This window comes from Pseudomonas sp. TH06 (assembly GCF_016651305.1).
Classification (GTDB): Bacteria; Pseudomonadota; Gammaproteobacteria; order Pseudomonadales; family Pseudomonadaceae; genus Aquipseudomonas.
This window is the reverse complement of sequence record NZ_JAEKEC010000001.1, coordinates 2,213,734-2,237,808: the sequence shown is the minus strand read 5'-3', so window position 1 is coordinate 2,237,808 and position 24,075 is coordinate 2,213,734. Positions and strand designations below refer to the sequence as shown.

The 24,075-nt window shown below is 54.7% G+C and carries 26 protein-coding genes and 4 tRNA genes; all 30 read right to left on the bottom strand.

Going from position 1 to position 24,075, the window contains the following annotated elements:
* Positions 1–7 precede the first annotated feature (7 nt).
* The 30 genes from rplX to JFT86_RS09900 all read right to left on the bottom strand — a co-directional run bounded on the left by rplX (position 8) and on the right by JFT86_RS09900 (position 24,009).
* Positions 8–322 (bottom strand): 50S ribosomal protein L24, encoded by a 315-nt coding sequence (gene rplX, locus JFT86_RS10045; RefSeq protein ID WP_008081905.1) that lies wholly within the window; start codon positions 320–322, stop codon positions 8–10.
* 11 nt (positions 323–333) lie between these two features.
* A complete protein-coding gene (gene rplN / locus JFT86_RS10040; RefSeq protein ID WP_002555479.1) occupies positions 334–702 on the bottom strand; it encodes a 50S ribosomal protein L14 in 369 nt (122 codons plus the stop codon).
* A gap of 23 nt (positions 703–725) precedes the next feature.
* Complete coding sequence (gene rpsQ, locus JFT86_RS10035) at positions 726–992, bottom strand: 30S ribosomal protein S17 (protein WP_003176419.1); 267 nt, start codon at positions 990–992, stop codon at positions 726–728.
* Positions 993–994: 2 nt separating this feature from the next.
* Positions 995–1,186, bottom strand: coding sequence for a 50S ribosomal protein L29 (gene rpmC, locus JFT86_RS10030; RefSeq protein WP_002555481.1), 192 nt, complete (start codon positions 1,184–1,186; stop codon positions 995–997).
* Complete coding sequence (rplP, locus tag JFT86_RS10025) at positions 1,186–1,599, bottom strand: 50S ribosomal protein L16 (protein WP_007896757.1); 414 nt, start codon at positions 1,597–1,599, stop codon at positions 1,186–1,188. The genes rpmC and rplP overlap by 1 nt, the downstream gene beginning before the upstream one ends.
* A 12-nt stretch (positions 1,600–1,611) precedes the next feature.
* A complete protein-coding gene (gene rpsC, locus JFT86_RS10020) occupies positions 1,612–2,298 on the bottom strand; it encodes a 30S ribosomal protein S3 (protein ID WP_003176422.1) in 687 nt (228 codons plus the stop codon).
* A 13-nt stretch (positions 2,299–2,311) separates the two neighbouring features.
* A complete protein-coding gene (gene rplV, locus JFT86_RS10015; RefSeq protein ID WP_003103908.1) occupies positions 2,312–2,644 on the bottom strand; it encodes a 50S ribosomal protein L22 in 333 nt (110 codons plus the stop codon).
* Positions 2,645–2,655: 11 nt separating this feature from the next.
* Positions 2,656–2,931, bottom strand: a complete 276-nt coding sequence (gene rpsS / locus JFT86_RS10010; RefSeq protein ID WP_003228731.1) for a 30S ribosomal protein S19 — start codon at positions 2,929–2,931, stop codon at positions 2,656–2,658.
* A gap of 16 nt (positions 2,932–2,947) precedes the next feature.
* Entirely contained in the window at positions 2,948–3,772 is an 825-nt protein-coding gene (rplB, locus tag JFT86_RS10005; RefSeq protein WP_003228734.1) for a 50S ribosomal protein L2, read from the bottom strand.
* Positions 3,773–3,786: 14 nt separating this feature from the next.
* A complete protein-coding gene (gene rplW, locus JFT86_RS10000) occupies positions 3,787–4,086 on the bottom strand; it encodes a 50S ribosomal protein L23 (protein ID WP_002555488.1) in 300 nt (99 codons plus the stop codon).
* On the bottom strand, positions 4,083–4,685 hold the full coding sequence (gene rplD, locus JFT86_RS09995) for a 50S ribosomal protein L4 (protein ID WP_007918468.1): 603 nt from the start codon (positions 4,683–4,685) through the stop codon (positions 4,083–4,085). Before rplD ends, rplW begins: the two co-directional genes overlap by 4 nt.
* Before the next feature lie 12 nt (positions 4,686–4,697).
* Entirely contained in the window at positions 4,698–5,333 is a 636-nt protein-coding gene (gene rplC / locus JFT86_RS09990; protein WP_003228738.1) for a 50S ribosomal protein L3, read from the bottom strand.
* A gap of 80 nt (positions 5,334–5,413) precedes the next feature.
* Entirely contained in the window at positions 5,414–5,725 is a 312-nt protein-coding gene (gene rpsJ / locus JFT86_RS09985; RefSeq protein WP_003186070.1) for a 30S ribosomal protein S10, read from the bottom strand.
* 158 nt (positions 5,726–5,883) lie between these two features.
* Entirely contained in the window at positions 5,884–7,077 is a 1,194-nt protein-coding gene (tuf, locus tag JFT86_RS09980) for an elongation factor Tu (protein ID WP_053124324.1), read from the bottom strand.
* Positions 7,078–7,108: 31 nt separating this feature from the next.
* Positions 7,109–9,214 (bottom strand): elongation factor G, encoded by a 2,106-nt coding sequence (fusA, locus tag JFT86_RS09975; RefSeq protein ID WP_201236603.1) that lies wholly within the window; start codon positions 9,212–9,214, stop codon positions 7,109–7,111.
* 30 nt (positions 9,215–9,244) lie between these two features.
* Positions 9,245–9,718: a 30S ribosomal protein S7 gene (gene rpsG / locus JFT86_RS09970; RefSeq protein WP_007916467.1), complete on the bottom strand. Its 474-nt coding sequence runs from the start codon at positions 9,716–9,718 to the stop codon at positions 9,245–9,247.
* Positions 9,719–9,825: 107 nt separating this feature from the next.
* Entirely contained in the window at positions 9,826–10,197 is a 372-nt protein-coding gene (rpsL, locus tag JFT86_RS09965) for a 30S ribosomal protein S12 (RefSeq protein ID WP_003186084.1), read from the bottom strand.
* A 215-nt stretch (positions 10,198–10,412) separates the two neighbouring features.
* Positions 10,413–14,612 carry a DNA-directed RNA polymerase subunit beta' gene (rpoC, locus tag JFT86_RS09960; RefSeq protein ID WP_007916472.1) on the bottom strand — a complete coding sequence of 1,400 codons (4,200 nt, stop codon included), beginning with the start codon at positions 14,610–14,612 and terminating at the stop codon, positions 10,413–10,415.
* A gap of 64 nt (positions 14,613–14,676) precedes the next feature.
* Positions 14,677–18,750, bottom strand: a complete 4,074-nt coding sequence (rpoB, locus tag JFT86_RS09955; RefSeq protein ID WP_064392269.1) for a DNA-directed RNA polymerase subunit beta — start codon at positions 18,748–18,750, stop codon at positions 14,677–14,679.
* Positions 18,751–18,971: 221 nt separating this feature from the next.
* Positions 18,972–19,337 carry a 50S ribosomal protein L7/L12 gene (gene rplL / locus JFT86_RS09950; RefSeq protein ID WP_201236602.1) on the bottom strand — a complete coding sequence of 122 codons (366 nt, stop codon included), beginning with the start codon at positions 19,335–19,337 and terminating at the stop codon, positions 18,972–18,974.
* Between the two features lie 78 nt (positions 19,338–19,415).
* Positions 19,416–19,916 (bottom strand): 50S ribosomal protein L10, encoded by a 501-nt coding sequence (rplJ, locus tag JFT86_RS09945; protein WP_201236601.1) that lies wholly within the window; start codon positions 19,914–19,916, stop codon positions 19,416–19,418.
* 198 nt (positions 19,917–20,114) lie between these two features.
* Positions 20,115–20,810 (bottom strand): 50S ribosomal protein L1, encoded by a 696-nt coding sequence (gene rplA / locus JFT86_RS09940; RefSeq protein ID WP_007916481.1) that lies wholly within the window; start codon positions 20,808–20,810, stop codon positions 20,115–20,117.
* Positions 20,810–21,241 (bottom strand): 50S ribosomal protein L11, encoded by a 432-nt coding sequence (rplK, locus tag JFT86_RS09935; protein ID WP_003228756.1) that lies wholly within the window; start codon positions 21,239–21,241, stop codon positions 20,810–20,812. Before rplK ends, rplA begins: the two co-directional genes overlap by 1 nt.
* Before the next feature lie 117 nt (positions 21,242–21,358).
* On the bottom strand, positions 21,359–21,892 hold the full coding sequence (gene nusG / locus JFT86_RS09930) for a transcription termination/antitermination protein NusG (RefSeq protein ID WP_007916492.1): 534 nt from the start codon (positions 21,890–21,892) through the stop codon (positions 21,359–21,361).
* Between the two features lie 9 nt (positions 21,893–21,901).
* A complete protein-coding gene (secE, locus tag JFT86_RS09925) occupies positions 21,902–22,270 on the bottom strand; it encodes a preprotein translocase subunit SecE (RefSeq protein WP_007916493.1) in 369 nt (122 codons plus the stop codon).
* Between the two features lie 45 nt (positions 22,271–22,315).
* Positions 22,316–22,391, bottom strand: a tRNA-Trp gene (locus JFT86_RS09920).
* A 53-nt stretch (positions 22,392–22,444) separates the two neighbouring features.
* The gene (gene tuf / locus JFT86_RS09915; RefSeq protein ID WP_053124324.1) at positions 22,445–23,638 is read right to left on the bottom strand and encodes an elongation factor Tu; all 1,194 of its coding nucleotides are present in this window, start codon (positions 23,636–23,638) and stop codon (positions 22,445–22,447) included.
* Between the two features lie 85 nt (positions 23,639–23,723).
* A tRNA-Thr gene (locus JFT86_RS09910) sits at positions 23,724–23,799 on the bottom strand.
* A 26-nt stretch (positions 23,800–23,825) separates the two neighbouring features.
* Positions 23,826–23,899: transfer RNA gene (locus JFT86_RS09905), tRNA-Gly, on the bottom strand.
* Between the two features lie 25 nt (positions 23,900–23,924).
* Positions 23,925–24,009, bottom strand: a tRNA-Tyr gene (locus JFT86_RS09900).
* Positions 24,010–24,075: the final 66 nt, after the last annotated feature.

The following is a 24,075-nucleotide window of genomic DNA, read 5'->3' as shown; positions in this document are numbered from 1 at the left end:
GCAGTGTTCAAGCATCAACCGCTTTTTGGGTCGACTTGAAGACACGAATTTTCTTGCCGTCTTCTACTTTAAAACCAACGCGGTCAGCCTTGTTGGTTTCGCCGTTGAAAATGGCGACGTTAGAAGCGTCCAGTGGAGCTTCTTTTTCGACGATACCGCCTTGTACGCCCGACATCGGGTTAGGCTTGGTATGACGCTTAACCAGGTTCAGACCGCTAATAACCAGACGGTTATTAGCAAGAACCTTAAGCACCTTACCGCGCTTACCTTTGTCTTTGCCGGCGATCACGATGATCTCGTCGTCACGACGAATCTTTTGCATGTCGGATCTCCTTACAGCACTTCTGGGGCGAGCGAGACGATCTTCATGAACTTCTCAGTACGAAGCTCACGGGTCACTGGCCCAAAGATACGGGTGCCGATCGGCTCTTGCTTGTTGTTCAGAAGAACAGCAGCGTTGCCATCAAAGCGGATAATGGAGCCATCAGCACGACGTACGCCGTGACGAGTGCGGACCACAACAGCAGTCATCACTTGGCCTTTTTTCACTTTACCGCGAGGAATTGCTTCCTTCACGGTAACTTTGATGATGTCACCGATACCAGCGTAACGACGATGGGAGCCACCCAGCACCTTGATGCACATAACACGGCGAGCGCCGCTGTTATCGGCCACATCGAGCATGGATTGAGTCTGAATCATATAATTTCTCCGACCCCTAGTCCTTAGACTTCCACAGCGCGTTCGAGAACATCAACCAGCGCCCAAGACTTGGTCTTGGCCAAAGGACGAGTTTCACGAATAGTGACTTTGTCGCCGATGTGGCACTGATTGGTTTCGTCGTGCGCGTGCAGCTTAGTCGAACGCTTAACGTATTTACCGTAGATCGGGTGCTTAACGCGACGCTCGATCAGTACGGTGATGGTTTTGTCCATCTTGTCGCTGACAACACGGCCAGTCAGCGTACGGACAGTTTTTTCGGCTTCAGCCATGATCACTTACCTGCCTGCTGGTTGAGCACAGTCTTCACGCGAGCGATGTCACGCTTAACTTGCGAGAGCAGATGAGACTGCCCCAACTGGCCAGTTGCTTTCTGCATACGCAGATTGAACTGGTCGCGCAGCAAGCCGAGCAGTTGCTCGTTCAGCTGCTGTGCGGATTTTTCACGAAGTTCATTCGCTTTCATCACATCACCGTCCGTTTAACAAAGGCGGTGGCGAGCGGCAGCTTTGCAGCAGCCAGGGCAAAAGCCTCACGCGCCAGCTCTTCAGAAACACCCTCGATTTCATACAGGACTTTGCCTGGCTGAATCTGGGCTACCCAGTATTCGACACTACCCTTACCTTTACCCATCCGAACTTCGAGGGGCTTTTTGGAAATCGGCTTGTCCGGGAATACACGGATCCAGATCTTGCCGCCACGTTTAACGTGACGGGTCAGAGCACGACGCGCTGACTCGATCTGACGAGCGGTGAGACGACCACGAGCTACAGACTTCAGCGCGAACTCGCCGAAGCTGACTTTGCTACCGCGCTGAGCCAGACCACGGTTGTGGCCTGTCATCTGCTTGCGGAACTTCGTACGCTTAGGTTGCAACATTTGGCGTACCCCTTACTTAGCAGCTTTTTTACGAGGCGCTGGTGCTTGTGGCTTCAGCTCTTCTTGGCGACCACCAATTACTTCGCCTTTGAAGATCCAAACCTTTACACCGATCACACCGTAAGTGGTGTGAGCTTCGTAGTTGGCATAGTCGATGTCGGCACGCAGGGTGTGCAATGGCACACGACCTTCGCGATACCATTCAGTACGTGCGATTTCAGCACCGCCGAGACGACCGCTCACTTGGATTTTGATGCCTTTGGCACCAATGCGCATGGCGTTCTGAACTGCGCGCTTCATAGCGCGACGGAACATTACACGACGCTCCAGCTGCTGAGCTACGCTCTGCGCAACCAGCATACCGTCGAGCTCCGGCTTGCGGATCTCTTCGATATTGATGTGCACAGGCACACCCATTTGCTTGGTCAGGTCCTGACGCAGTTTCTCAACATCTTCACCTTTCTTCCCGATAACGATACCCGGACGAGCGGTGTGGATGGTGATACGTGCAGTTTGGGCCGGACGATGGATATCGATACGGCTTACGGACGCGCTTTTTAGTTTGTCTTGGAGATACTCACGCACTTTCAGATCTGCGAACAAGTAGTCCGCATAAGTCCGACCGTCTGCGTACCAGACGGAGGTGTGCTCCTTGACGATTCCCAGGCGAATGCCAATGGGATGTACTTTCTGACCCATCTCTTCGACTCCGTTACTTGTCAGCAACCTTGACAGTGATATGGCAAGACCGCTTGACGATGCGATCAGCACGGCCTTTGGCACGTGGCATGATGCGCTTCAGCGAACGCCCTTCGTTGACGAAAACAGTGCTGACCTTCAGGTCATCAACGTCTGCGCCTTCGTTATGCTCGGCGTTGGCTACGGCCGACTCCAGCACTTTCTTCATGATCTCGGCGGCTTTCTTACTGCTGAAAGCCAACAAGTTGAGCGCTTCGCCCACCTTCTTCCCGCGGATCTGGTCGGCGACCAAGCGGGCTTTCTGGGCGGAGATTCGAGCGCCCGACAACTTAGCGGCTACTTCCATTTCCTAACCCCTTAACGCTTGGCTTTCTTGTCTGCCACGTGCCCACGATAAGTGCGGGTACCGGCGAACTCGCCCAGTTTATGGCCGACCATGTCTTCGTTCACGAGAACTGGGACGTGCTGACGACCGTTATGTACGGCGATGGTCAGACCGACCATCTGTGGCAGGATCATCGAACGACGCGACCAAGTCTTAATTGGTTTGCGATCGTTCTTTTCCGCCGCCACTTCGATCTTCTTCAGTAGGTGAAGATCAATAAAAGGACCTTTTTTCAGAGAACGTGGCACTGTCGTATCCCTCTATTTACTTGCGACGACGGACGATCATTTTGTCGGTACGCTTATTACCACGAGTCTTCGCGCCCTTAGTCGGGAAGCCCCATGGCGATACCGGATGACGACCACCAGAGGTACGACCTTCACCACCACCATGTGGGTGGTCAACCGGGTTCATGGCAACACCACGAACGGTTGGGCGAACGCCACGCCAGCGCTTGGCACCAGCTTTACCCAGCGAACGCAGGCTATGCTCGGAGTTCGAGACTTCGCCCAGGGTCGCACGGCATTCAGCCAGGACTTTACGCATTTCACCGGAACGCAGACGCAGGGTAACGTACACGCCTTCACGAGCGATCAGCTGAGCCGAAGCACCAGCGGAACGAGCGATCTGTGCGCCTTTACCTGGCTTCAGTTCGATGCCGTGTACGGTAGAACCGACTGGAATGTTGCGCAGTTGCAGAGCGTTGCCTGGCTTGATTGGAGCCAGAGCGCCTGCGATCAGCTGGTCGCCAGCACTCACGCCTTTAGGGGCAATGATGTAGCGACGCTCGCCGTCTGCGTAGCAGAGCAGTGCGATGTGAGCAGTACGGTTTGGATCGTATTCAATACGCTCGACAGTGGCGACGATGCCATCTTTGTCGTTGCGACGGAAATCGACCATACGATAATGCTGCTTATGACCACCACCGATGTGACGAGTGGTAATACGGCCATTGTTGTTACGACCACCAGTCTTCGATTTTTTCTCGAGCAGCGGTGCGTGAGGAGCGCCTTTATGCAGCTCCTGGTTGACCACCTTGACCACAAAACGGCGGCCAGGGGAAGTCGGTTTGCATTTAACGATTGCCATGATGCACCCCTTCCTTACTCAGCACTGCTGCTGAAATCGAGATCTTGGCCTGGCTGAAGGGAGATAACTGCCTTCTTCCAGTCATTACGCTTGCCCAGACCGCGAGCAGTGCGCTTGCTCTTACCCAGAACGTTCAGGGTAGTGACGCGCTCTACTTTCACGCTGAACAGGCTTTCGACGGCCTTCTTGATTTCCAGCTTGGTTGCGTCAGTAGCAACCTTGAAAACGAACTGGCCTTTCTTGTCTGCCAGAACCGTAGCCTTCTCGGAAACGTGCGGGCCAAGCAGAACTTTAAATACGCGTTCCTGGTTCATCCCAGCAGCTCCTCGAATTTCTTCACGGCCGACACGGTGATTAACACCTTGTCGTATGCGATCAGACTAACTGGATCGGAACCTTGAACGTCACGTACATCTACGTGCGGCAGGTTACGAGCAGCCAGGTACAGGTTCTGATCAACAGCGTCCGACACGATGAGAACATCGGTCAGGCTCATGTTGTTCAGCTTGCCCAGCAGATCTTTGGTTTTCGGAGTTTCAACAGCGAAATCCTGAACCACGACCAGACGATCAGTACGCACCAGCTCAGCAAGGATGGAACGCATTGCTGCGCGATACATCTTCTTGTTCAGCTTCTGGGAGTGATCCTGTGGACGAGCTGCAAAAGTGGTACCGCCGCCACGCCAGATTGGGCTACGGATAGTACCGGCACGAGCACGGCCAGTACCTTTCTGACGCCATGGGCGCTTACCGCCACCACGAACGTCGGAACGGGTCTTTTGCTGCTTGGTACCTTGACGGCCGCCGGCCATGTAGGCCACGACTGCTTGGTGAACCAGCGTCTCGTTGAACTCGCCGCCAAATGTCAGTTCGGAAACTTCGATCGCTTGAGCGTCATTTACATTTAATTGCATGTCAGCTTCCCCTTAACCGCGAGCCTTGGCTGCTGGACGTACAACCAGGTTGCCGCCAGTAGCGCCAGGAACAGCACCCTTGACCAACAACAGATTGCGTTCAGCGTCCACGCGCACTACTTCCAGGGACTGCACGGTCACGCGCTCAGCGCCCATATGACCGGACATTTTTTTGCCCTTGAATACACGACCAGGAGTCTGGCACTGGCCGATAGAGCCTGGGACGCGGTGGGATACGGAGTTACCGTGGGTGTTATCTTGCCCGCGGAAATTCCAACGCTTGATCGTACCCTGGAAGCCTTTACCCTTGGATTGACCGGTTACATCAACCAGTTGACCAGCGGCGAAGATTTCAGCGTTGATCAGATCGCCAGCCTGGTACTCGCCTTCTTCAAGACGGAATTCCATGGTGGTGCGACCAGCGGCAACGTTCGCTTTAGCGAAGTGGCCAGCTTGAGCTGCTGTTACACGCGAAGCACGACGCTCGCCGACAGTGACTTGCACTGCACGATAGCCATCGGTCTCTTCAGTTTTGAACTGGGTGACGCGATTCGGCTCGATCTCAATGACCGTGACCGGAATGGAGACACCTTCTTCGGTGAAAATACGGGTCATACCGCATTTACGACCGACTACACCAATAGTCATGTTGTAAACCTCATGAGTGTACGGGGCTTTCACCCGCTATGGCCGCCCATTTCAGAGCGTTACACGACTAAGACCGAGTCTTAGCCGAGGCTGATCTGCACTTCCACACCGGCCGCAAGATCAAGCTTCATAAGAGCATCAACGGTTTTATCCGTTGGCTGGACGATGTCCAGAACGCGCTTATGAGTGCGGATTTCGTACTGGTCACGCGCGTCTTTGTTGACGTGCGGGGAAACCAGAACGGTGAACCGCTCTTTACGGGTAGGCAGTGGAATTGGACCACGCACTTGAGCACCAGTACGTTTCGCGGTTTCCACGATTTCCTGGGTTGATTGGTCGATCAGGCGATGGTCAAAAGCCTTCAACCTGATACGGATTTGCTGATTTTGCATTGGATTTCAGACTCCGGCTGCTATTCCCACCGGGCGCAATACGCCCGTTAAAAGGAGGCGCAATTCTATAGACGCCCCAGATAGGTGTCAACCCAATAAAAAAGCCCCCGCTGAGCGGGGGCTTTTTCAATCCATCAAGCTAACTCTAATAAAAGAGATTACTCGATGATTTTGGCTACGACGCCAGCGCCGACGGTACGACCGCCTTCACGGATAGCGAAACGCAGACCGTCTTCCATCGCGATGGTTTTGATCAGGGTAACAGTCATCTGAATGTTGTCACCTGGCATTACCATTTCAACGCCTTCTGGCAGCTCGCAGTTACCAGTCACGTCAGTAGTACGGAAGTAGAACTGTGGACGGTAGCCTTTGAAGAACGGAGTGTGACGACCGCCTTCTTCCTTGCTCAGAACATAAACTTCTGCGGTGAACTTGGTGTGCGGCTTAACCGAACCCGGCTTAACCAGAACCTGACCACGCTCAACGTCATCACGCTTGGTGCCACGCAGCAGAACGCCGCAGTTCTCGCCAGCACGACCTTCGTCGAGCAGCTTGCGGAACATTTCAACACCGGTGCAAGTAGTAACGGTGGTGTCACGCAGACCAACGATTTCCAGCGGATCCTGAACGCGAACGATACCGCGCTCGATACGACCAGTTACAACAGTACCGCGACCCGAGATCGAGAATACGTCTTCGATTGGCATCAGGAACGGCTTGTCGGTAACACGTACTGGTTCTGGGATGTAGCTGTCCAGAGTCTCAACCAGCTTCTTGACGGCAGTGGTGCCCATCTCGTTGTCGTCTTTGCCTTCCAGCGCCATACGAGCCGAACCGATGATGATTGGAGTGTCATCGCCCGGGAAGTCGTAGGTGGACAGCAGGTCGCGAACTTCCATCTCAACCAGTTCCAGCAGCTCAGCGTCGTCTACCAGGTCAGCCTTGTTCAGGAAAACCACGATGTACGGAACGCCTACCTGGCGGGACAGCAGGATGTGCTCACGGGTTTGTGGCATCGGACCATCAGCGGCCGAGCAAACCAGAATAGCGCCGTCCATTTGAGCAGCACCGGTGATCATGTTCTTCACATAGTCAGCGTGACCTGGGCAGTCAACGTGAGCGTAGTGACGGATCTTCGAGTTGTACTCAACGTGAGCGGTGTTGATGGTGATACCGCGAGCTTTTTCTTCTGGTGCGCTGTCGATCTTGTCGAAGTCAACGATTGCAGAACCGAAAACTTCGGAGCAAACGCGAGTCAGAGCAGCAGTCAGAGTGGTTTTACCGTGGTCAACGTGACCGATGGTGCCAACGTTGACGTGCGGTAGGGAACGATCAAATTTTTCTTTAGCCACGACAATTAACTCCTAGCCTAAAGGGGCTGAATCAGCCTTGTTTTTTGGTTACGGATTCGACGATGTGCGACGGAGCCGTATCGTATTTTTTGAATTCCATAGAGTAGCTTGCGCGACCCTGGGACATGGAACGAACGTCGGTCGCATAACCAAACATTTCACCCAGTGGAACTTCGGCACGGATAACCTTGCCGGACACTGTGTCTTCCATACCCTGGATCATGCCGCGACGACGGTTAAGGTCGCCCATTACATCACCCATATAGTCTTCAGGCGTAACAACCTCTACCGCCATGATCGGCTCGAGCAACTCACCACCGCCCTTCTGGGCCAGTTGCTTGGTCGCCATGGAAGCAGCCACCTTAAACGCCATCTCGTTGGAGTCGACGTCGTGGTAAGAACCATCGAACACGGTAGCCTTCAGGCCGATCAGCGGATAGCCGGCAACAACGCCGTTCTTCATCTGCTCTTCGATACCCTTCTGGATAGCCGGGATGTATTCCTTAGGAACCACACCACCTACAACTTCGTTCACGAATTGCAGACCTTCCTGACCTTCGTCAGCAGGAGCAAAACGGATCCAGCAGTGACCGAACTGGCCGCGACCACCGGACTGACGAACGAACTTGCCTTCGATTTCACAGTTCTTCGTGATGCGCTCACGATACGAAACCTGAGGCTTGCCGATGTTGGCTTCGACGTTGAACTCACGGCGCATCCGGTCAACCAGGATGTCCAGGTGCAGCTCGCCCATGCCAGAGATGATCGTTTGACCAGTCTCTTCATCAGTTTTAACGCGGAAAGACGGGTCTTCCTGAGCAAGCTTACCCAGAGCAATACCCATTTTTTCCTGGTCATCCTTGGTCTTAGGCTCTACGGCAACCGAAATAACCGGCTCCGGGAAGTCCATACGAACCAGGATGATTGGTTTGTCAGCGTTGCAGAGGGTTTCACCAGTGGTGACGTCCTTCATGCCGATCAGGGCCGCGATGTCGCCAGCGCGCACTTCCTTGATCTCTTCACGGGCGTTTGCGTGCATTTGCACCATACGACCCACGCGCTCTTTCTTGCCCTTAACCGAGTTGATCACGCCGTCGCCGGAGTTCAACACGCCCGAGTAAACGCGGACGAAGGTCAAGGTACCCACGAATGGGTCGGTAGCGATCTTGAACGCCAGAGCCGCGAAAGGCTCGCTGTCGTCTGCATGACGCTCCATCTCTTCTTCCTCGTTATCAGGGTTAGTACCCTTGATAGCAGGAATATCAGTTGGCGCAGGCAGGTAGTCGATAACGGCGTCGAGAACCAAGGGAACACCCTTGTTCTTGAAGGAAGAACCGCAAACGGCCAGAACGATTTCGCCGGCGATAGTACGCTGACGCAGAGCAGCTTTGATCTCTTCGATCGTCAGCTCTTCGCCTTCCAGGTACTTGTTCATCAGCTCTTCGTTGGCTTCAGCAGCAGCTTCAACCATGTTGTTGCGCCACTCTTCAGCCAGCTCCTGGAGCTCAGCAGGAATGTCCTTGCGAACAGGGACCATACCTTTGTCAGAGTCGTTCCAGTAGACAGCTTGCATGTTGATCAGATCGATCTGACCCTGGAAGTTGTCTTCGGAACCGATGGCCAACTGGATTGGCACCGGAGTGTGACCCAGACGCTGCTTGATCTGACCAATCACGCGCAGGAAGTTGGCGCCAGCACGGTCCATCTTGTTAACGTAAACAAGACGCGGAACGCCGTATTTGTTGGCTTGACGCCATACGGTTTCCGACTGAGGCTCAACACCCGAAGTACCGCAGAACACAACGACAGCGCCGTCGAGTACGCGCAGGGAACGCTCAACTTCAATGGTGAAGTCTACGTGGCCCGGGGTATCGATTACGTTGAAACGGTGCTCGTGCGAGTACTGCTTCTCGGAACCTTTCCAGAAGGCGGTAATGGCAGCAGAAGTAATGGTAATACCACGCTCCTGCTCCTGAACCATCCAGTCTGTGGTCGCGGCGCCGTCATGCACCTCGCCCATTTTGTGACTTTTGCCGGTGTAAAAAAGGACGCGCTCGGTGGTGGTGGTTTTACCAGCATCCACGTGAGCGACGATACCGATGTTACGGTAGCGACTAATCGGAGTAGTACGAGCCATAAAGCCCTCGCAAAATTAGTGAAGCTAAAATTAGAAGCGGTAGTGCGAGAAAGCTTTGTTGGCTTCAGCCATACGGTGCACGTCTTCACGCTTCTTAACAGCAGCACCTTTACCTTCAGCAGCATCCAGCAGTTCGCCAGCCAAACGCAGAGCCATAGACTTCTCGCCACGCTTACGGGCGAAGTCTACCAACCAGCGCATTGCCAGAGCGTTACGACGGGAAGGACGAACCTCGACCGGAACCTGGTAAGTAGCACCACCAACGCGGCGCGACTTCACTTCGACCAGCGGAGCGATGGCGTCGAGTGCTTTTTCGAAGAGTTCCAGGGGATCGGTGCCAGCCTTACGGGTCGCAACGGTTTCCAGGGCACCATAAACGATACGCTCGGCAACGGCTTTCTTACCGCTTTCCATAACGTGGTTCATGAATTTGGCGAGGATCTGGCTTCCGTATTTCGGATCGTCCAGAATCTCACGCTTTGCTGCTACGCGACGTCTTGGCATGATAAGCCCTCAAGCGGTCTTCAGGTTAGCTCGGGACAGATCCAATGGATGCGTGCCCGACCTTACTCTTATCGACTCAATAAAATGAAAATCTGCAAAACGGCCGATTACTTCGGACGCTTGGTACCGTACTTCGAACGACCTTGGTTACGACCTTTAACGCCGGAAGTATCCAAAGAGCCGCGAACGGTGTGGTAACGAACACCTGGCAAGTCTTTTACACGACCGCCGCGGATCAGTACCACGCTGTGCTCTTGCAGGTTGTGACCTTCACCACCGATGTACGAGGAAACCTCGAAACCGTTGGTCAGGCGCACACGGCATACTTTACGCAGTGCCGAGTTAGGTTTTTTCGGCGTAGTGGTGTACACACGGGTGCACACGCCACGACGTTGCGGGCAGTTCTGCAGCGCAGGTACGTCGGATTTCTCGACGATACGCTTACGCGGCTGACGTACCAGCTGGTTGATAGTTGCCATCTACTAGCTCCACTGTTGTCTTGCGACGCTATTGTCTTGCAAGAAAAGCAAAATGGCAGGAACGAATTCCCGCCAAATTTAGGGGATCAAGAGTCTAAAGAGGATCTTGTCCCCAGTCAAGGCAAGGCCCCGACCTCCCCGCTCGTCGAACCTTGACAATTTGTCTCGATTCGACGAACGGAGCGATCAGGGCCTCAGCTCATATATCGCAGAACTCAGTTACCGCTCGAGTTCAGCGCTTCGGTCAGTGCAGCTTCCACTTCACTGGCGCTTACGCGCAACGGCTTGTCTGCTTCACGGCGACGCTTGCGCTCACTGTGATAGGCCAAACCGGTACCAGCCGGGATCAGACGACCCACGACCACGTTTTCTTTCAGGCCGCGCAGATAATCGCGCTTGCCGGTAACGGCCGCCTCGGTCAGTACACGGGTGGTTTCCTGGAAGGAAGCCGCCGAGATGAACGATTCGGTCGACAACGACGCCTTGGTGATACCCAGCAGAACACGAGTGTACTTGGAGACGAACTTGTCTTCGCCGCCCAGACGCTCGTTCTCTACCAATACGTGAGTCAGTTCCATCTGGTCGCCCTTGATGAAACTGGAATCGCCGGATTCAGCGATTTCAACTTTACGCAGCATCTGACGCAGGATGGTCTCGATGTGCTTGTCGTTGATCTTCACGCCTTGCAGACGGTAAACGTCCTGGATCTCGTTCACGATGTACTTGGCCAGCGCGCTCACACCCAGCAGACGCAGGATGTCATGCGGATCGCTTGGACCGTCGGAGATAACTTCGCCGCGGTTTACCTGTTCGCCTTCGAACACGTTCAGGTGACGCCACTTCGGAATCAGCTCTTCGTACGGATCGGTACCGTCGTTCGGGGTAATAACCAGACGGCGCTTGCCTTTGGTTTCTTTACCGAACGCGATGGTGCCGCTGACTTCAGCCAGAATCGACGCTTCTTTCGGACGACGAGCTTCGAACAAGTCGGCAACACGCGGCAGACCACCGGTGATGTCACGAGTTTTCGAAGTTTCTTGCGGGATACGAGCGATAACATCACCGATCGCGATCTTCGCACCATCCGCTACACCGACCAGGGCGTTGGCTGGCAGGAAGTACTGAGCGATAACGTCAGTGCCTGGCAGCAACAAATCCTTGCCGTTGTCGTCGACCATCTTCACTGCTGGACGGATTTCTTTGCCCGCAGCTGGACGATCTTTCGCGTCGAGTACTTCAATGTTGGTCATACCGGTCAATTCGTCAGTCTGACGCTTGATCGTGATGCCTTCTTCCATGCCCACGTAGGTCACGGTACCTTTCATTTCGGTAACGATTGGGTGAGTGTGCGGATCCCACTTGGCCACGATTGCGCCAGCGTCGACCTTGTCACCCTCTTTAACCGAAATCACAGCACCGTACGGCAGCTTGTAACGCTCACGCTCACGACCGAAGTCATCAGCGATTGCCAGCTCACCGGAACGGGACACAGCAACCAAGTGACCATCCACTCGCTCAACGTGCTTCAGGTTGTGCAGACGGACGGTACCGCCATTCTTCACCTGAACGCTGTCGGCTGCGGAAGTACGGCTTGCCGCACCACCGATGTGGAACGTACGCATCGTCAGCTGGGTACCCGGCTCACCGATGGACTGGGCAGCGATAACGCCGACAGCTTCACCGATATTCACCTGGTGACCACGAGCCAAGTCACGGCCGTAGCACTTGGCGCAAATGCCATAGCGGGTTTCGCAGCTGATCGGCGAACGCACGATCACTTCGTCGATGCTGTTCAGCTCGATGAATTCAACCCACTTCTCGTCTACCAGGGTACCGGCCGGAACGATAACGTCCTCGGTGCCTGGCTTGAATACGTCACGGGCAATAACACGACCCAATACGCGCTCACCCAACGGCTCTACAACGTCACCGCCTTCAATGTGCGGAGTCATCAGCAGACCGTGTTCGGTGCCGCAATCGATCTCGGTTACAACCAGATCCTGCGCCACGTCTACCAGACGACGAGTCAGGTAACCGGAGTTCGCAGTTTTCAACGCGGTATCCGCCAGACCTTTACGAGCACCGTGAGTCGAGATGAAGTACTGAAGTACGCTCAAACCTTCACGGAAGTTCGCAGTAATCGGCGTTTCAATGATGGAACCGTCCGGCTTGGCCATCAGACCACGCATACCGGCCAGCTGACGAATCTGTGCTGCGGAACCCCGCGCACCCGAGTCGGCCATCATGTACATCGAGTTGAAGGATTCTTGGTCGACTTCAACGCCGTGACGGTCAATAACCTTCTCTTTCGAGAGGTTGGCCATCATTGCCTTGGAAACTTCGTCGTTCGCTTTCGACCAAAGGTCGATCACTTTGTTGTACTTCTCGCCCTGGGTTACCAGGCCGGAGGCGTACTGGCTCTCGATCTCTTTCACTTCGTCGGTGGCAGCACCGATGATGCGGGCTTTTTCATCCGGGATAACGAAGTCGTTAACACCGATCGAAACGCCGGAGATAGTCGAGTAAGCGAAACCGGTGTACATCAACTGGTCAGCGAAGATAACGGTCTCTTTCAGACCAACCACGCGGTAGCACTGGTTGATCAGCTTGGAGATCGCCTTTTTCTTCATCGGCAAGTTGACGACGTCGTACGACAGACCTTTTGGCACAACCTGGAACAGCAGCGCACGGCCGACAGTAGTGTCGACAATACGGGTACCGCTCACGCTGTTGCCGTCACGGTCATTGACGGTTTCGTTGATACGTACTTTAACCTTGGCGTGCAGTGCGGCTTCGCCGGCACGGAACACACGGTCAACTTCCTGCAGATCCGCGAATACACGCCCTTCGCCTTTGGCGTTGATCGCTTCACGAGTCATGTAGTACAGACCCAATACAACGTCCTGCGACGGAACGATGATTGGCTCACCGTTGGCTGGCGACAGAATGTTGTTGGTCGACATCATCAACGCACGCGCTTCGAGCTGGGCTTCCAGCGTCAGCGGTACGTGCACGGCCATTTGGTCGCCGTCGAAGTCGGCGTTGTACGCGGCGCAGACCAGAGGGTGCAGCTGGATAGCCTTACCTTCGATCAGTACCGGTTCAAACGCCTGGATACCCAGACGGTGAAGGGTCGGTGCACGGTTGAGAAGAACCGGGTGTTCGCGAATCACTTCAGCGAGAACGTCCCAAACCTCTGGCAGTTCGCGCTCGACCATTTTCTTGGCCGCTTTGATGGTAGTCGCGAGACCGCGCATTTCCAGCTTGCCGAAAATGAACGGTTTGAACAGCTCGAGAGCCATCTTCTTCGGCAGACCGCACTGGTGCAGACGCAGAGTCGGGCCTACGGTAATTACCGAACGACCGGAGTAGTCAACACGCTTACCGAGCAAGTTCTGACGGAAACGACCTTGCTTACCCTTGATCATGTCAGCCAGGGATTTCAGAGGACGCTTGTTCGAACCGGTGATAGCGCGGCCACGACGACCGTTGTCGAGCAATGCATCGACAGCTTCCTGCAACATACGCTTTTCGTTGCGCACGATGATGTCCGGAGCGGACAGATCCAGCAGGCGCTTCAAACGGTTGTTACGGTTGATCACTCGACGATACAGATCGTTGAGGTCGGAAGTCGCGAAACGACCGCCATCCAGCGGGACCAGTGGACGCAGATCTGGCGGCAGAACCGGCAGAACGGTCAGCACCATCCACTCTGGCAGGTTGCCGGAACCCTGGAAGGCTTCCATCAACTTCAGACGTTTGGACAGCTTCTTGATCTTGGTTTCGGAGTTGGTTTGCGGAATCTCTTCGCGCAGGCGGCCAATCTCGTGCTCCAGGTCGATAGCGTGCAGCAGTTCACGGACAGCTTCAGCACCCATGCGGGCGTCGAAATCGTCACCGAACTCTTCCAATGCTTCGAAGTACTGCTCGTCGTTCAGCAGCTGACCTTTTTCAAGGGTGGTCATGCCTGGATCGATAACGACATAGCTCTCGAAGTAGAGAACGCGTTCGATATCACGCAGGGTCATGTCCATCAGCAAACCGATACGGGACGGCAGCGATTTCAGGAACCAGATGTGGGCAACCGGCGAAGCCAGTTCGATGTGCGCCATGCGCTCACGACGAACCTTGGCCAGTGCAACTTCAACGCCGCACTTCTCGCAGATCACACCACGGTGCTTCAAGCGCTTGTACTTACCGCACAGGCACTCGTAATCCTTTACCGGGCCAAAGATCTTGGCGCAGAACAGACCGTCACGCTCAGGTTTGAACGTACGGTAGTTGATGGTTTCCGGCTTTTTAACTTCACCGAACGACCATGAGCGGATCATCTCAGGCGAGGCCAATCCGATACGGATGGCGTCGAACTCTTCGACTTGACCCTGGTTTTTCAGCAAATTCAGTAGGTCTTTCAAGGCCTTTCCTCCTGGCGGAGCAGAGAGCGGGCAATCCTGCCCCGCTCTCGATTCGCGTCACGTGTTATTCGGTTTCCAGATCGATATCGATGCCGAGGGAACGAATTTCCTTGATCAACACGTTGAAGGACTCGGGCATGCCCGGCTCCATACGGTGATCGCCATCCACGATGTTTTTGTACATCTTGGTACGGCCGTTCACATCGTCCGACTTCACTGTGAGCATTTCTTGCAGAGTGTAAGCAGCACCGTATGCTTCCAGTGCCCAAACCTCCATCTCCCCGAAACGCTGACCACCGAACTGCGCCTTACCACCCAGCGGCTGCTGGGTAACCAGGCTGTACGAACCGGTAGAACGAGCGTGCATCTTGTCGTCTACCAAGTGGTTCAGCTTCAGCATGTACATGTAGCCAACGGTAACTGGACGCTCGAACTTGTTGCCGGTACGGCCGTCGGTCAGCTGCATCTGGCCGCTTTCTGGCAGGTCTGCCAGTTTCAGCATGGCCTTGATTTCGCTTTCCTTGGCGCCGTCGAACACTGGAGTGGCCATTGGAACACCACCACGCAGGTTCTTCGCCAGATCCAGGATTTCCTGATCGGAGAAGCTGTCCAGATCTTCGTTACGACCGCCGATCTGGTTGTAGATCTCGTCCAGGAAGGTGCGCAGTTCAGCGACTTTACGCTGCTCTTCGACCATCCGGTTGATCTTCTCGCCCAGACCTTTGGCCGCGAGGCCCAGGTGGGTTTCAAGGATCTGACCAACGTTCATACGCGAAGGTACGCCCAGTGGGTTGAGGACAACGTCGACCGGGGTGCCATTGGCATCGTGCGGCATGTCTTCAACCGGCATGATCACAGAGACCACACCTTTGTTACCGTGACGACCGGCCATCTTGTCGCCCGGCTGGATGCGACGACGGATTGCCAGGTAAACCTTGACGATTTTCAGCACGCCCGGAGCCAGGTCATCGCCCTGCTGCAGTTTGCGCTTCTTGTCTTCGAACTTGTCGTCCAGCAGACGGCGGCGATCAACGATGTAGGCCTGGGCCTTCTCGAGCTGCTCATTCAGAGCATCTTCAGCCATGCGCAGTTTGAACCACTGACCATGCTCAAGACCGTCGAGAACTTCGTCGGTGATGTCCTGACCTTTCTTCAGACCAGCGCCGCCTTCGGCCTTGTGGCCTACCAGAGCGGAACGCAGACGTTCGAAAGTTGCGCCTTCAACGATACGGAACTCTTCGTTCAGATCCTTGCGGATCTCGTCCAGCTGGGACTTCTCGATCGACAGTGCACGAGCATCACGCTCAACGCCGTCGCGGGTGAAGACCTGTACGTCGATGACCGTACCTTTGGTGCCGGTAGGCACGCGCAGGGAGGTGTCTTTAACGTCGCTGGCTTTTTCACCGAAAATTGCACGCAGCAGTTTTTCTTCCGGAGTCAGTTGAGTCTCGCCTTTCGGAGTGACCTTACCTACCAGAATGTCGCCTGCGCCAACTTCAGCACCTACGTAAACGATACCGGCTTCGTCCAGCTTGTTCAGTGCGGCTTCACCCACGTTCGGGATGTCTGCAGTGATTTCCTCTGGGCCAAGCTTGGTGTCACGGGCCACACAGGTCAGTTCCTGAATGTGGATCGTGGTGAAACGGTCTTCTTGAACCACACGCTCGGACAGGCAGATGGAGTCTTCGAAGTTGAAGCCGTTCCATGCCATGAACGCGATGCGCATGTTCTGACCCAGTGCCAGTTCACCCATGTCGGTGGACGGGCCGTCGGCCATGATGTCGCTACGCTGAACGCGATCACCCTTGCTCACCAGCGGACGCTGGTTGATGCAGGTGTTCTGGTTCGAGCGGGTGTATTTGGTCAGGTTGTAGATGTCGACACCAGCTTCGCCGGTTTCAACTTCATCATCAGCAACACGAACCACGATACGGCTGGCGTCGACGGAGTCGATCACGCCGCCACGACGAGCCACGACGCAAACGCCGGAGTCACGAGCTACGTTACGCTCCATGCCGGTACCTACCAGCGGCTTGTCAGCACGCAGGGTTGGTACAGCTTGACGCTGCATGTTCGAACCCATCAACGCACGGTTGGCGTCGTCGTGCTCGAGGAACGGAATCAGCGACGCAGCAACCGAAACTACCTGCTTCGGCGAAACGTCCATCAAGGTGACCTCTTCAGGCGCCTTGACGGTGAATTCGTTCAGGTGACGTACGGCTACCAGTTCGTCGATCAGGACTTTCTGGTCGTTCATGGTCGCCGAAGCCTGCGCGATCACATGATCGGCTTCTTCGATAGCGGACAGGAACACGATCTCGTCGGTGACCACACCCTCTTTCACCACGCGGTACGGGCTTTCCAGGAAGCCGTACTGGTTGGTGCGAGCGTACGCAGCCAGGGAGTTGATCAGACCGATGTTCGGACCTTCCGGCGTTTCAATCGGGCATACACGACCGTAGTGAGTCGGGTGTACGTCACGAACTTCAAAGCCTGCGCGCTCACGAGTCAGACCGCCAGGGCCGAGTGCAGAAACACGACGTTTGTGGGTAATCTCGGACAGCGGGTTGTTCTGGTCCATGAACTGCGAGAGCTGGCTGGAACCGAAGAACTCTTTCACCGCCGCAGCCACTGGCTTGGCGTTGATCAGGTCTTGCGGCATCAGGCCTTCGCTTTCAGCCATCGACAGACGCTCTTTGACTGCACGCTCAACACGCACCAGGCCAACGCGGAACTGGTTCTCGGCCATTTCGCCTACGCAGCGAACACGACGGTTACCCAGGTGGTCGATGTCATCGACGATGCCTTTACCGTTACGGATGTCGACCAGAGTCTTCAGTACCGCGACGATGTCTTCCTTGCACAGCACGCCCGAACCTTCGATCTCGGTACGACCGATACGACGGTTGAACTTCATCCGGCCGACCGCAGACAGGTCATAGCGCTCAGGGCTGAAGAACAGGTTGTTGAACAGGGTTTCGGCAGCGTCTTTGGTTGGCGGCTCGCCTGGACGCATCATGCGATAGATCTCGACCAGCGCTTCCAATTGGTTGCTGGTGGAGTCGATCTTCAGCGTGTCGGATACGAACGGACCGCAGTCGATGTCGTTGGTGTACAGAGTTTCGATGCGAACAACGCCAGACTTGGCAATCTTGGCCAGGACTTCGGTGTTCAGCTCGGTGTTGCACTCTGCCAGGATTTCGCCGGTGGCCGGATGCACAATAACCTTGGCGGTGGTGCGACCCAGGACGTAGTCCAGAGGCACTTCCAACGTCTTGATGCCGGCTTTTTCAATCTGGTTGATGTGGCGCGCGGTAATACGGCGGCCCGCTTCAACGATGACCTTGCCCTTCTCGTCCTGAATGTCCAGAACCGCAATTTCACCACGCAGACGCGAAGCAATCAGTTCCAGACTGAGGGTTTCGCCGCTCAGGTGGAAAACGTTGGTGGTGTAGAACGCGTCCAGCACTTCTTCAGTGGTGTAACCGAGCGCGCGCAGCAGTACCGAGGCCGGCAGCTTGCGACGACGGTCGATACGCACGAACACGCAGTCTTTCGGGTCGAACTCGAAGTCCAGCCACGAACCGCGGTAAGGAATGATGCGCGCGGAGTACAGCAGTTTGCCGGAGCTATGCGTCTTGCCGCGGTCGTGGTCGAAGAACACGCCCGGGGAACGGTGCAGCTGGGAAACGATTACACGCTCGGTACCGTTGATTACGAAGGTACCGTTCTCAGTCATCAGGGGGATTTCACCCATGTAGACTTCTTGCTCTTTGATGTCCTTGATCGCTTTGTTCGACGATTCTTTGTCGAAAATGATCAGGCGCACTTTTACCCGCAAAGGTACGGCGAAAGTTACACCGCGCAATACGCATTCTTTGACATCAAATGCCGGTTCGCCCAGGCGATAACCGACGTACTCCAGCGCAGCATTGCCGGAGTAGCTGATGATCGGGAAAACGGATTTGAAGGCCGCATGCAGGCCCACGTCGCGGAACTGATCTTTAGTCGCTCCCGCTTGCAAGAATTCACGATACGAATCCAGCTGGATGGCCAGGAGGTACGGCACATCCATGACGTCCGGCAACTTGCTAAAGTCCTTGCGGATACGTTTTTTCTCAGTATATGAGTAAGCCATCAGCGTTCCCCAGCTTGGTCACCTGCTTGTTTGGCCCCTCCCGACGGGAGCAGCCAGAAAATCGTGCAAACCCCATGGTTTGCGCCACCGCATCGGGTGGTTACAGCGCCTTTATCAGCACCGACCCAGTCGGCTGCCAATAACGGAAAAAGGCCGGTGGCAAGAGCCACCAGCCATCAGCCTGTCGCTTGACGCTCGGGCTGGAGGTGCAAAGTCGAAAGTTACTTAACTTCGACTTCAGCGCCTGCTTCTTCCAGCTTCTTCTTCGCGTCTTCAGCAGCTTCTTTCGAAACGCCTTCAGCGATAACCTGAGGAGCGGTATCAACCTTCTCCTTGGCTTCTTTCAGACCCAGACCGGTCAGTTCACGTACAGCCTTGATCACGTTGACTTTCTTCTCGCCAGCGCCTTTCAGGATAACGTTGAACTCGGTTTGCTCTTCAACAACAGCGGCAGCAGCAGCTGGACCAGCAGAAGCAGCGGCAGCGGATACGCCGAACTTCTCTTCCATTGCCTTGATCAGCTCAACGATTTCCAGAACCGATTTTTCGCCGATTGCTTCGATGATTTGTTCGTTAGTCAGAGACATGACTTATTTCCTGAATTGGGGGATAGCCTGGAGGCCATCGAAATAAACAAAAATACGCGAGAGAGGAAACGCTCAGCCTCAGGCTGCAGCAGCTTCTTTCTGGTCGCGAAGTGCCGCCAGAGTACGAGCCAATTTGCTGGTAGCGCCTTGAATCACGCTCATCAGCTGGGAAATTGCTTCGTCACGGGTCGGCAGGCTTGCCAGCACGTCGATCTGATTAGCTGCGAGGAACTTGCCCTCGAACGCAGCTGCCTTGATCTCGAACTTGTCCTGACCTTTTGCAAACTCTTTGAACAGACGAGCAGCAGCGCCCGGGTGTTCGTTGGAGAATGCGATCAAGGTCGGGCCGGTGAACACGTCGTTGAGAACACTGTATTCAGTGTCAGCAACAGCGCGCTTGAGCAGGGTGTTACGTACAACACGTACGTAAACGCCAGCTTCACGAGCCTCTTTACGGAGTCCGGTCATTGCGCCTACTGTTACGCCACGTGCATCAGCCACGACAGCGGACAGAGCGACTTTGGCAGCCTCGTTGACTTCAGCGACGATGGCCTTCTTGTCTTCGAGATTAATTGCCACGGGTTTAACTCCTGCTTGTTACCGTTTCATTCGATCGGAACCGAATGTCGTTTTGGTGTCTGATTCGGTAAGGAACCGGGAGCACCATCTGCGTAGGCTGATGGTTTAAGACTTGCGTCGCCTACGGTCTTGGATAGCCCCCGCCAGGCAGGGACCCCAATCTTTCAATTGGCGCGAACAATCGCGCCAACATTTGTCTTACGCGTCCAGCGAGCTCTGGTCGATAACCAGACCTGGGCCCATAGTGGTGCTCAGGGTAACGCGCTTGACGTAGATACCTTTCGAGGAAGCTGGCTTGATACGCTTCAGATCAGCGATCAGGGCTTCAACGTTTTCCTTCAGCTTGACGGCGTCGAAGCCCATCTTGCCAACGGAGGTGTGAATGATGCCGTTTTTGTCGGTGCGATAACGAACCTGACCAGCCTTGGCGTTTTTAACCGCGGTAGCTACGTCTGGAGTTACGGTGCCGACCTTAGGGTTAGGCATCAGGCCGCGTGGGCCGAGGATCTGACCCAACTGACCTACAACGCGCATGGCATCCGGGGATGCAATCACTACGTCATAGTTCAGGTCGCCGCCTTTCATTTCGGCAGCCAGGTCGTCCATACCTACACGATCAGCGCCGGCAGCCAAAGCGGCCTCGGCAGCTGGACCTTGGGTGAACACAGCAACGCGAACGGTCTTGCCAGTGCCGTGTGGCAGCACAGTAGCGCTACGAACAACCTGGTCAGATTTACGCGGGTCAACACCCAGGTTTACAGCAACGTCAAACGACTCGCTGAACTTGACAGTCGACAGCTCAGCCAGCAGAGCAGCGGCATCTACAATGTTGTAGGCCTTGCCTGCTTCGATTTTGCCGGCGATAGCCTTTTGACGCTTGGTCAGCTTAGCCATTACACACCCTCCACGTTAAGGCCCATGCTACGAGCAGAACCGGCGATAGTACGCACGGCCGCATCCATATCAGCTGCAGTCAGATCCGCGTTTTTGGTTTTCGCGATTTCTTCCAGCTGAGCACGGGTAACAGTGCCAACCTTAACGGTGTTCGGACGAGCGGAACCGCTGGTCAGACCGGCCGCCTTCTTCAGCAGAACCGAAGCAGGGGTGGATTTGGTTTCGAAAGTGAAGCTACGGTCGCTGTAGACAGTGATGATCACTGGAGTCGGCAGACCTGCTTCAAGACCCTGAGTACGGGCGTTGAAAGCCTTGCAGAATTCCATGATGTTCACGCCGTGCTGACCCAGAGCAGGACCAACAGGTGGACTTGGGTTAGCCTGAGCGGCCTTCACTTGCAGCTTGATGTAAGCGGTAATCTTCTTGGCCATGAGGCACTCCAATTACGGGTTCGAACGCCTCGAAAGGCTCCCCGGTTACTTGCGCGTTTATCCCAGTGACGACAAAACCCCACAGCCTAGGGCTGCGGGGTTGGGATGCTTGTCCAGTTAGACCTTTTCGACCTGACTGAACTCCAGCTCTACCGGAGTAGAGCGACCGAAAATAAGCACTGCCACTTGGATCCGGCTCTTTTCGTAGTTAACTTCTTCAACAACGCCATTAAAATCAGCGAATGGACCGTCGTTGACTCGCACCGTTTCGCCCGGCTCGAAGAGAGTCTTCGGCTTAGGCTTGTCGCTACCATCAGCAACACGACGCAGAATTGCTTCCGCCTCTTTATCGGTGATTGGTGCAGGCTTATCAGCAGTACCGCCGATAAAACCCATCACCCGAGGAGTATCCTTGACTAAGTGCCAAGTACCCTCATTCATATCCATCTGTACCAGCACATAGCCTGGGAAGAACTTACGTTCGCTTTTGCGCTTCTGGCCATTACGCATTTCAACCACTTCTTCAGTGGGAACCAGAATTTCGCCGAAGCCATCTTCCATGCCAGCCAGCTTTACGCGCTCAACCAGCGAGCGCATTACATGCTTCTCGTAACCCGAGTAAGCATGCACAACGTACCAACGCTTAGCCACGGGACACCCTTAGCCGACAATCAAGGAAACAAGCCAGCCGAGCAGGGAATCGAGCCCCCACAACAGCAACGCCATAACCAGAACAACAGCCACCACAATAAGGGTGGTCTGCGTGGTTTCTTGGCGAGTTGGCCACACGACTTTACGAATCTCGGTGCGAGCTTCCTTAACCAGTACAAAGAAAGACTTGCCCTTCGCAGTCTGCAGGCCTACAAAGGCAGCTACAGCAGCTATGACAAGCAAAGCAAGTACACGGTACAGGATCGGCGAAGCAGAGTAATACTGATTGCCAACAACGCCTACAACCACCAAAGCGACTACTACAAGCCACTTGAGCAGATCGAAGCGAGAGCCTTGTGCTTCAGCCTTAGGAGTCATCTATGAAGATCCTGTGAAAAGAAAGCCAGACACACTGAGTGAATCTGGCAGGTCAGGAGGGAATCGAACCCCCAACCTACGGTTTTGGAGACCGTCGCTCTGCCAATTGAGCTACTGACCTAAAACAAAATCAGGCCGACCATTATGCCGGCCCGAAAAATACATTACAACCGCTTATTCGATGATTTTGGCTACGACGCCAGCGCCGACGGTACGACCGCCTTCACGGATAGCGAAACGCAGACCGTCTTCCATCGCGATGGTTTTGATCAGGGTAACAGTCATCTGAATGTTGTCACCTGGCATTACCATTTCAACGCCTTCTGGCAGCTCGCAGTTACCAGTCACGTCAGTAGTACGGAAGTAGAACTGTGGACGGTAGCCTTTGAAGAACGGAGTGTGACGACCGCCTTCTTCCTTGCTCAGAACATAAACTTCTGCGGTGAACTTGGTGTGCGGCTTAACCGAACCCGGCTTAACCAGAACCTGACCACGCTCAACGTCGTCACGCTTGGTGCCACGCAGCAGAACGCCGCAGTTCTCGCCAGCACGACCTTCGTCGAGCAGCTTGCGGAACATTTCAACACCGGTGCAAGTAGTAACGGTGGTGTCACGCAGACCAACGATTTCCAGCGGATCCTGAACGCGAACGATACCGCGCTCGATACGACCAGTTACAACAGTACCGCGACCCGAGATCGAGAATACGTCTTCGATTGGCATCAGGAACGGCTTGTCGGTAACACGTACTGGTTCTGGGATGTAGCTGTCCAGAGTCTCAACCAGTTTCTTGACGGCAGTGGTACCCATCTCGTTGTCGTCTTTGCCTTCCAGCGCCATACGAGCCGAACCGATGATGATTGGAGTGTCATCGCCCGGGAAGTCGTAGGTGGACAGCAGGTCGCGAACTTCCATCTCAACCAGTTCCAGCAGCTCAGCGTCGTCTACCAGGTCAGCCTTGTTCAGGAAAACCACGATGTACGGAACGCCTACCTGGCGGGACAGCAGGATGTGCTCACGGGTTTGTGGCATCGGACCATCAGCGGCCGAGCAAACCAGAATAGCACCGTCCATTTGAGCAGCACCGGTGATCATGTTCTTCACATAGTCAGCGTGACCTGGGCAGTCAACGTGAGCGTAGTGACGGATCTTCGAGTTGTACTCAACGTGAGCGGTGTTGATGGTGATACCGCGAGCTTTTTCTTCTGGTGCGCTGTCGATCTTGTCGAAGTCAACGATTGCAGAACCGAAAACTTCGGAGCAAACGCGAGTCAGAGCAGCAGTCAGAGTGGTTTTACCGTGGTCAACGTGACCAATGGTCCCTACGTTGACGTGCGGCAGGGAACGATCAAATTTTTCCTTAGCCATCGATATCACCCTCAAACAGAAGAATTAGACAAACAATATCAACCATTAAAACAAAGGCAGATATTTTCATATCTGCCTTGTTATATGGAGCTCTTGAGCGGATTTGAACCGCTGACCTCACCCTTACCAAGGGTGTGCTCTACCAACTGAGCTACAAGAGCGAAACACTTTGCACAACCTGCAAACTTGGAGCGGGTAGCGGGAATCGAACCCGCATCATCAGCTTGGAAGGCTGAGGTTCTACCACTAAACTATACCCGCGGAGCCTGCAGCTCACGCTTAAATCTGGTGGAGGGAGAAGGATTCGAACCTTCGAAGTCGTAGACGTCAGATTTACAGTCTGATCCCTTTGGCCGCTCGGGAACCCCTCCTAATCAGGCCGGCATTCTATACTATGCCAAACCCCTGTCAAGCATTTTCTCATTTAAAAACCTGAG

Bases quoted from the DNA above. Each gene is read 5' to 3' on its own strand.
- rplX (WP_008081905.1), bottom strand. From the start codon at position 322: ATGCAAAAGATTCGTCGTGACGACGAGATCATCGTGATCGCCGGCAAA.
- rplN (WP_002555479.1), bottom strand. From the start codon at position 702: ATGATTCAGACTCAATCCATGCTCGATGTGGCCGATAACAGCGGCGCT.
- rpsQ (WP_003176419.1), bottom strand. From the start codon at position 992: ATGGCTGAAGCCGAAAAAACTGTCCGTACGCTGACTGGCCGTGTTGTC.
- rpmC (WP_002555481.1), bottom strand. From the start codon at position 1,186: ATGAAAGCGAATGAACTTCGTGAAAAATCCGCACAGCAGCTGAACGAG.
- rplP (WP_007896757.1), bottom strand. From the start codon at position 1,599: ATGTTGCAACCTAAGCGTACGAAGTTCCGCAAGCAGATGACAGGCCAC.
- rpsC (WP_003176422.1), bottom strand. From the start codon at position 2,298: ATGGGTCAGAAAGTACATCCCATTGGCATTCGCCTGGGAATCGTCAAG.
- rplV (WP_003103908.1), bottom strand. From the start codon at position 2,644: ATGGAAGTAGCCGCTAAGTTGTCGGGCGCTCGAATCTCCGCCCAGAAA.
- rplB (WP_003228734.1), bottom strand. From the start codon at position 3,772: ATGGCAATCGTTAAATGCAAACCGACTTCCCCTGGCCGCCGTTTTGTG.
- rplW (WP_002555488.1), bottom strand. From the start codon at position 4,086: ATGAACCAGGAACGCGTATTTAAAGTTCTGCTTGGCCCGCACGTTTCC.
- rplD (WP_007918468.1), bottom strand. From the start codon at position 4,685: ATGCAATTAAATGTAAATGACGCTCAAGCGATCGAAGTTTCCGAACTG.
- rplC (WP_003228738.1), bottom strand. From the start codon at position 5,333: ATGACTATTGGTGTAGTCGGTCGTAAATGCGGTATGACCCGTATTTTC.
- rpsJ (WP_003186070.1), bottom strand. From the start codon at position 5,725: ATGCAAAATCAGCAAATCCGTATCAGGTTGAAGGCTTTTGACCATCGC.
- fusA (WP_201236603.1), bottom strand. From the start codon at position 9,214: ATGGCTCGTACTACTCCGATTAGTCGCTACCGTAACATCGGTATCGTC.
- rpsG (WP_007916467.1), bottom strand. From the start codon at position 9,718: ATGCCAAGACGTCGCGTAGCAGCAAAGCGTGAGATTCTGGACGATCCG.
- rpsL (WP_003186084.1), bottom strand. From the start codon at position 10,197: ATGGCAACTATCAACCAGCTGGTACGTCAGCCGCGTAAGCGTATCGTC.
- rpoB (WP_064392269.1), bottom strand. From the start codon at position 18,750: ATGGCTTACTCATATACTGAGAAAAAACGTATCCGCAAGGACTTTAGC.
- rplL (WP_201236602.1), bottom strand. From the start codon at position 19,337: ATGTCTCTGACTAACGAACAAATCATCGAAGCAATCGGCGAAAAATCG.
- rplA (WP_007916481.1), bottom strand. From the start codon at position 20,810: ATGGCTAAGCTGACCAAGCGTCAAAAGGCTATCGCCGGCAAAATCGAA.
- rplK (WP_003228756.1), bottom strand. From the start codon at position 21,241: ATGGCCAAGAAGATTACCGCTTACATCAAGCTGCAAGTGAAGGCCGCT.
- secE (WP_007916493.1), bottom strand. From the start codon at position 22,270: ATGACTCCTAAGGCTGAAGCACAAGGCTCTCGCTTCGATCTGCTCAAG.
- tuf (WP_053124324.1), bottom strand. From the start codon at position 23,638: ATGGCTAAGGAAAAATTTGATCGTTCCCTGCCGCACGTCAACGTAGGG.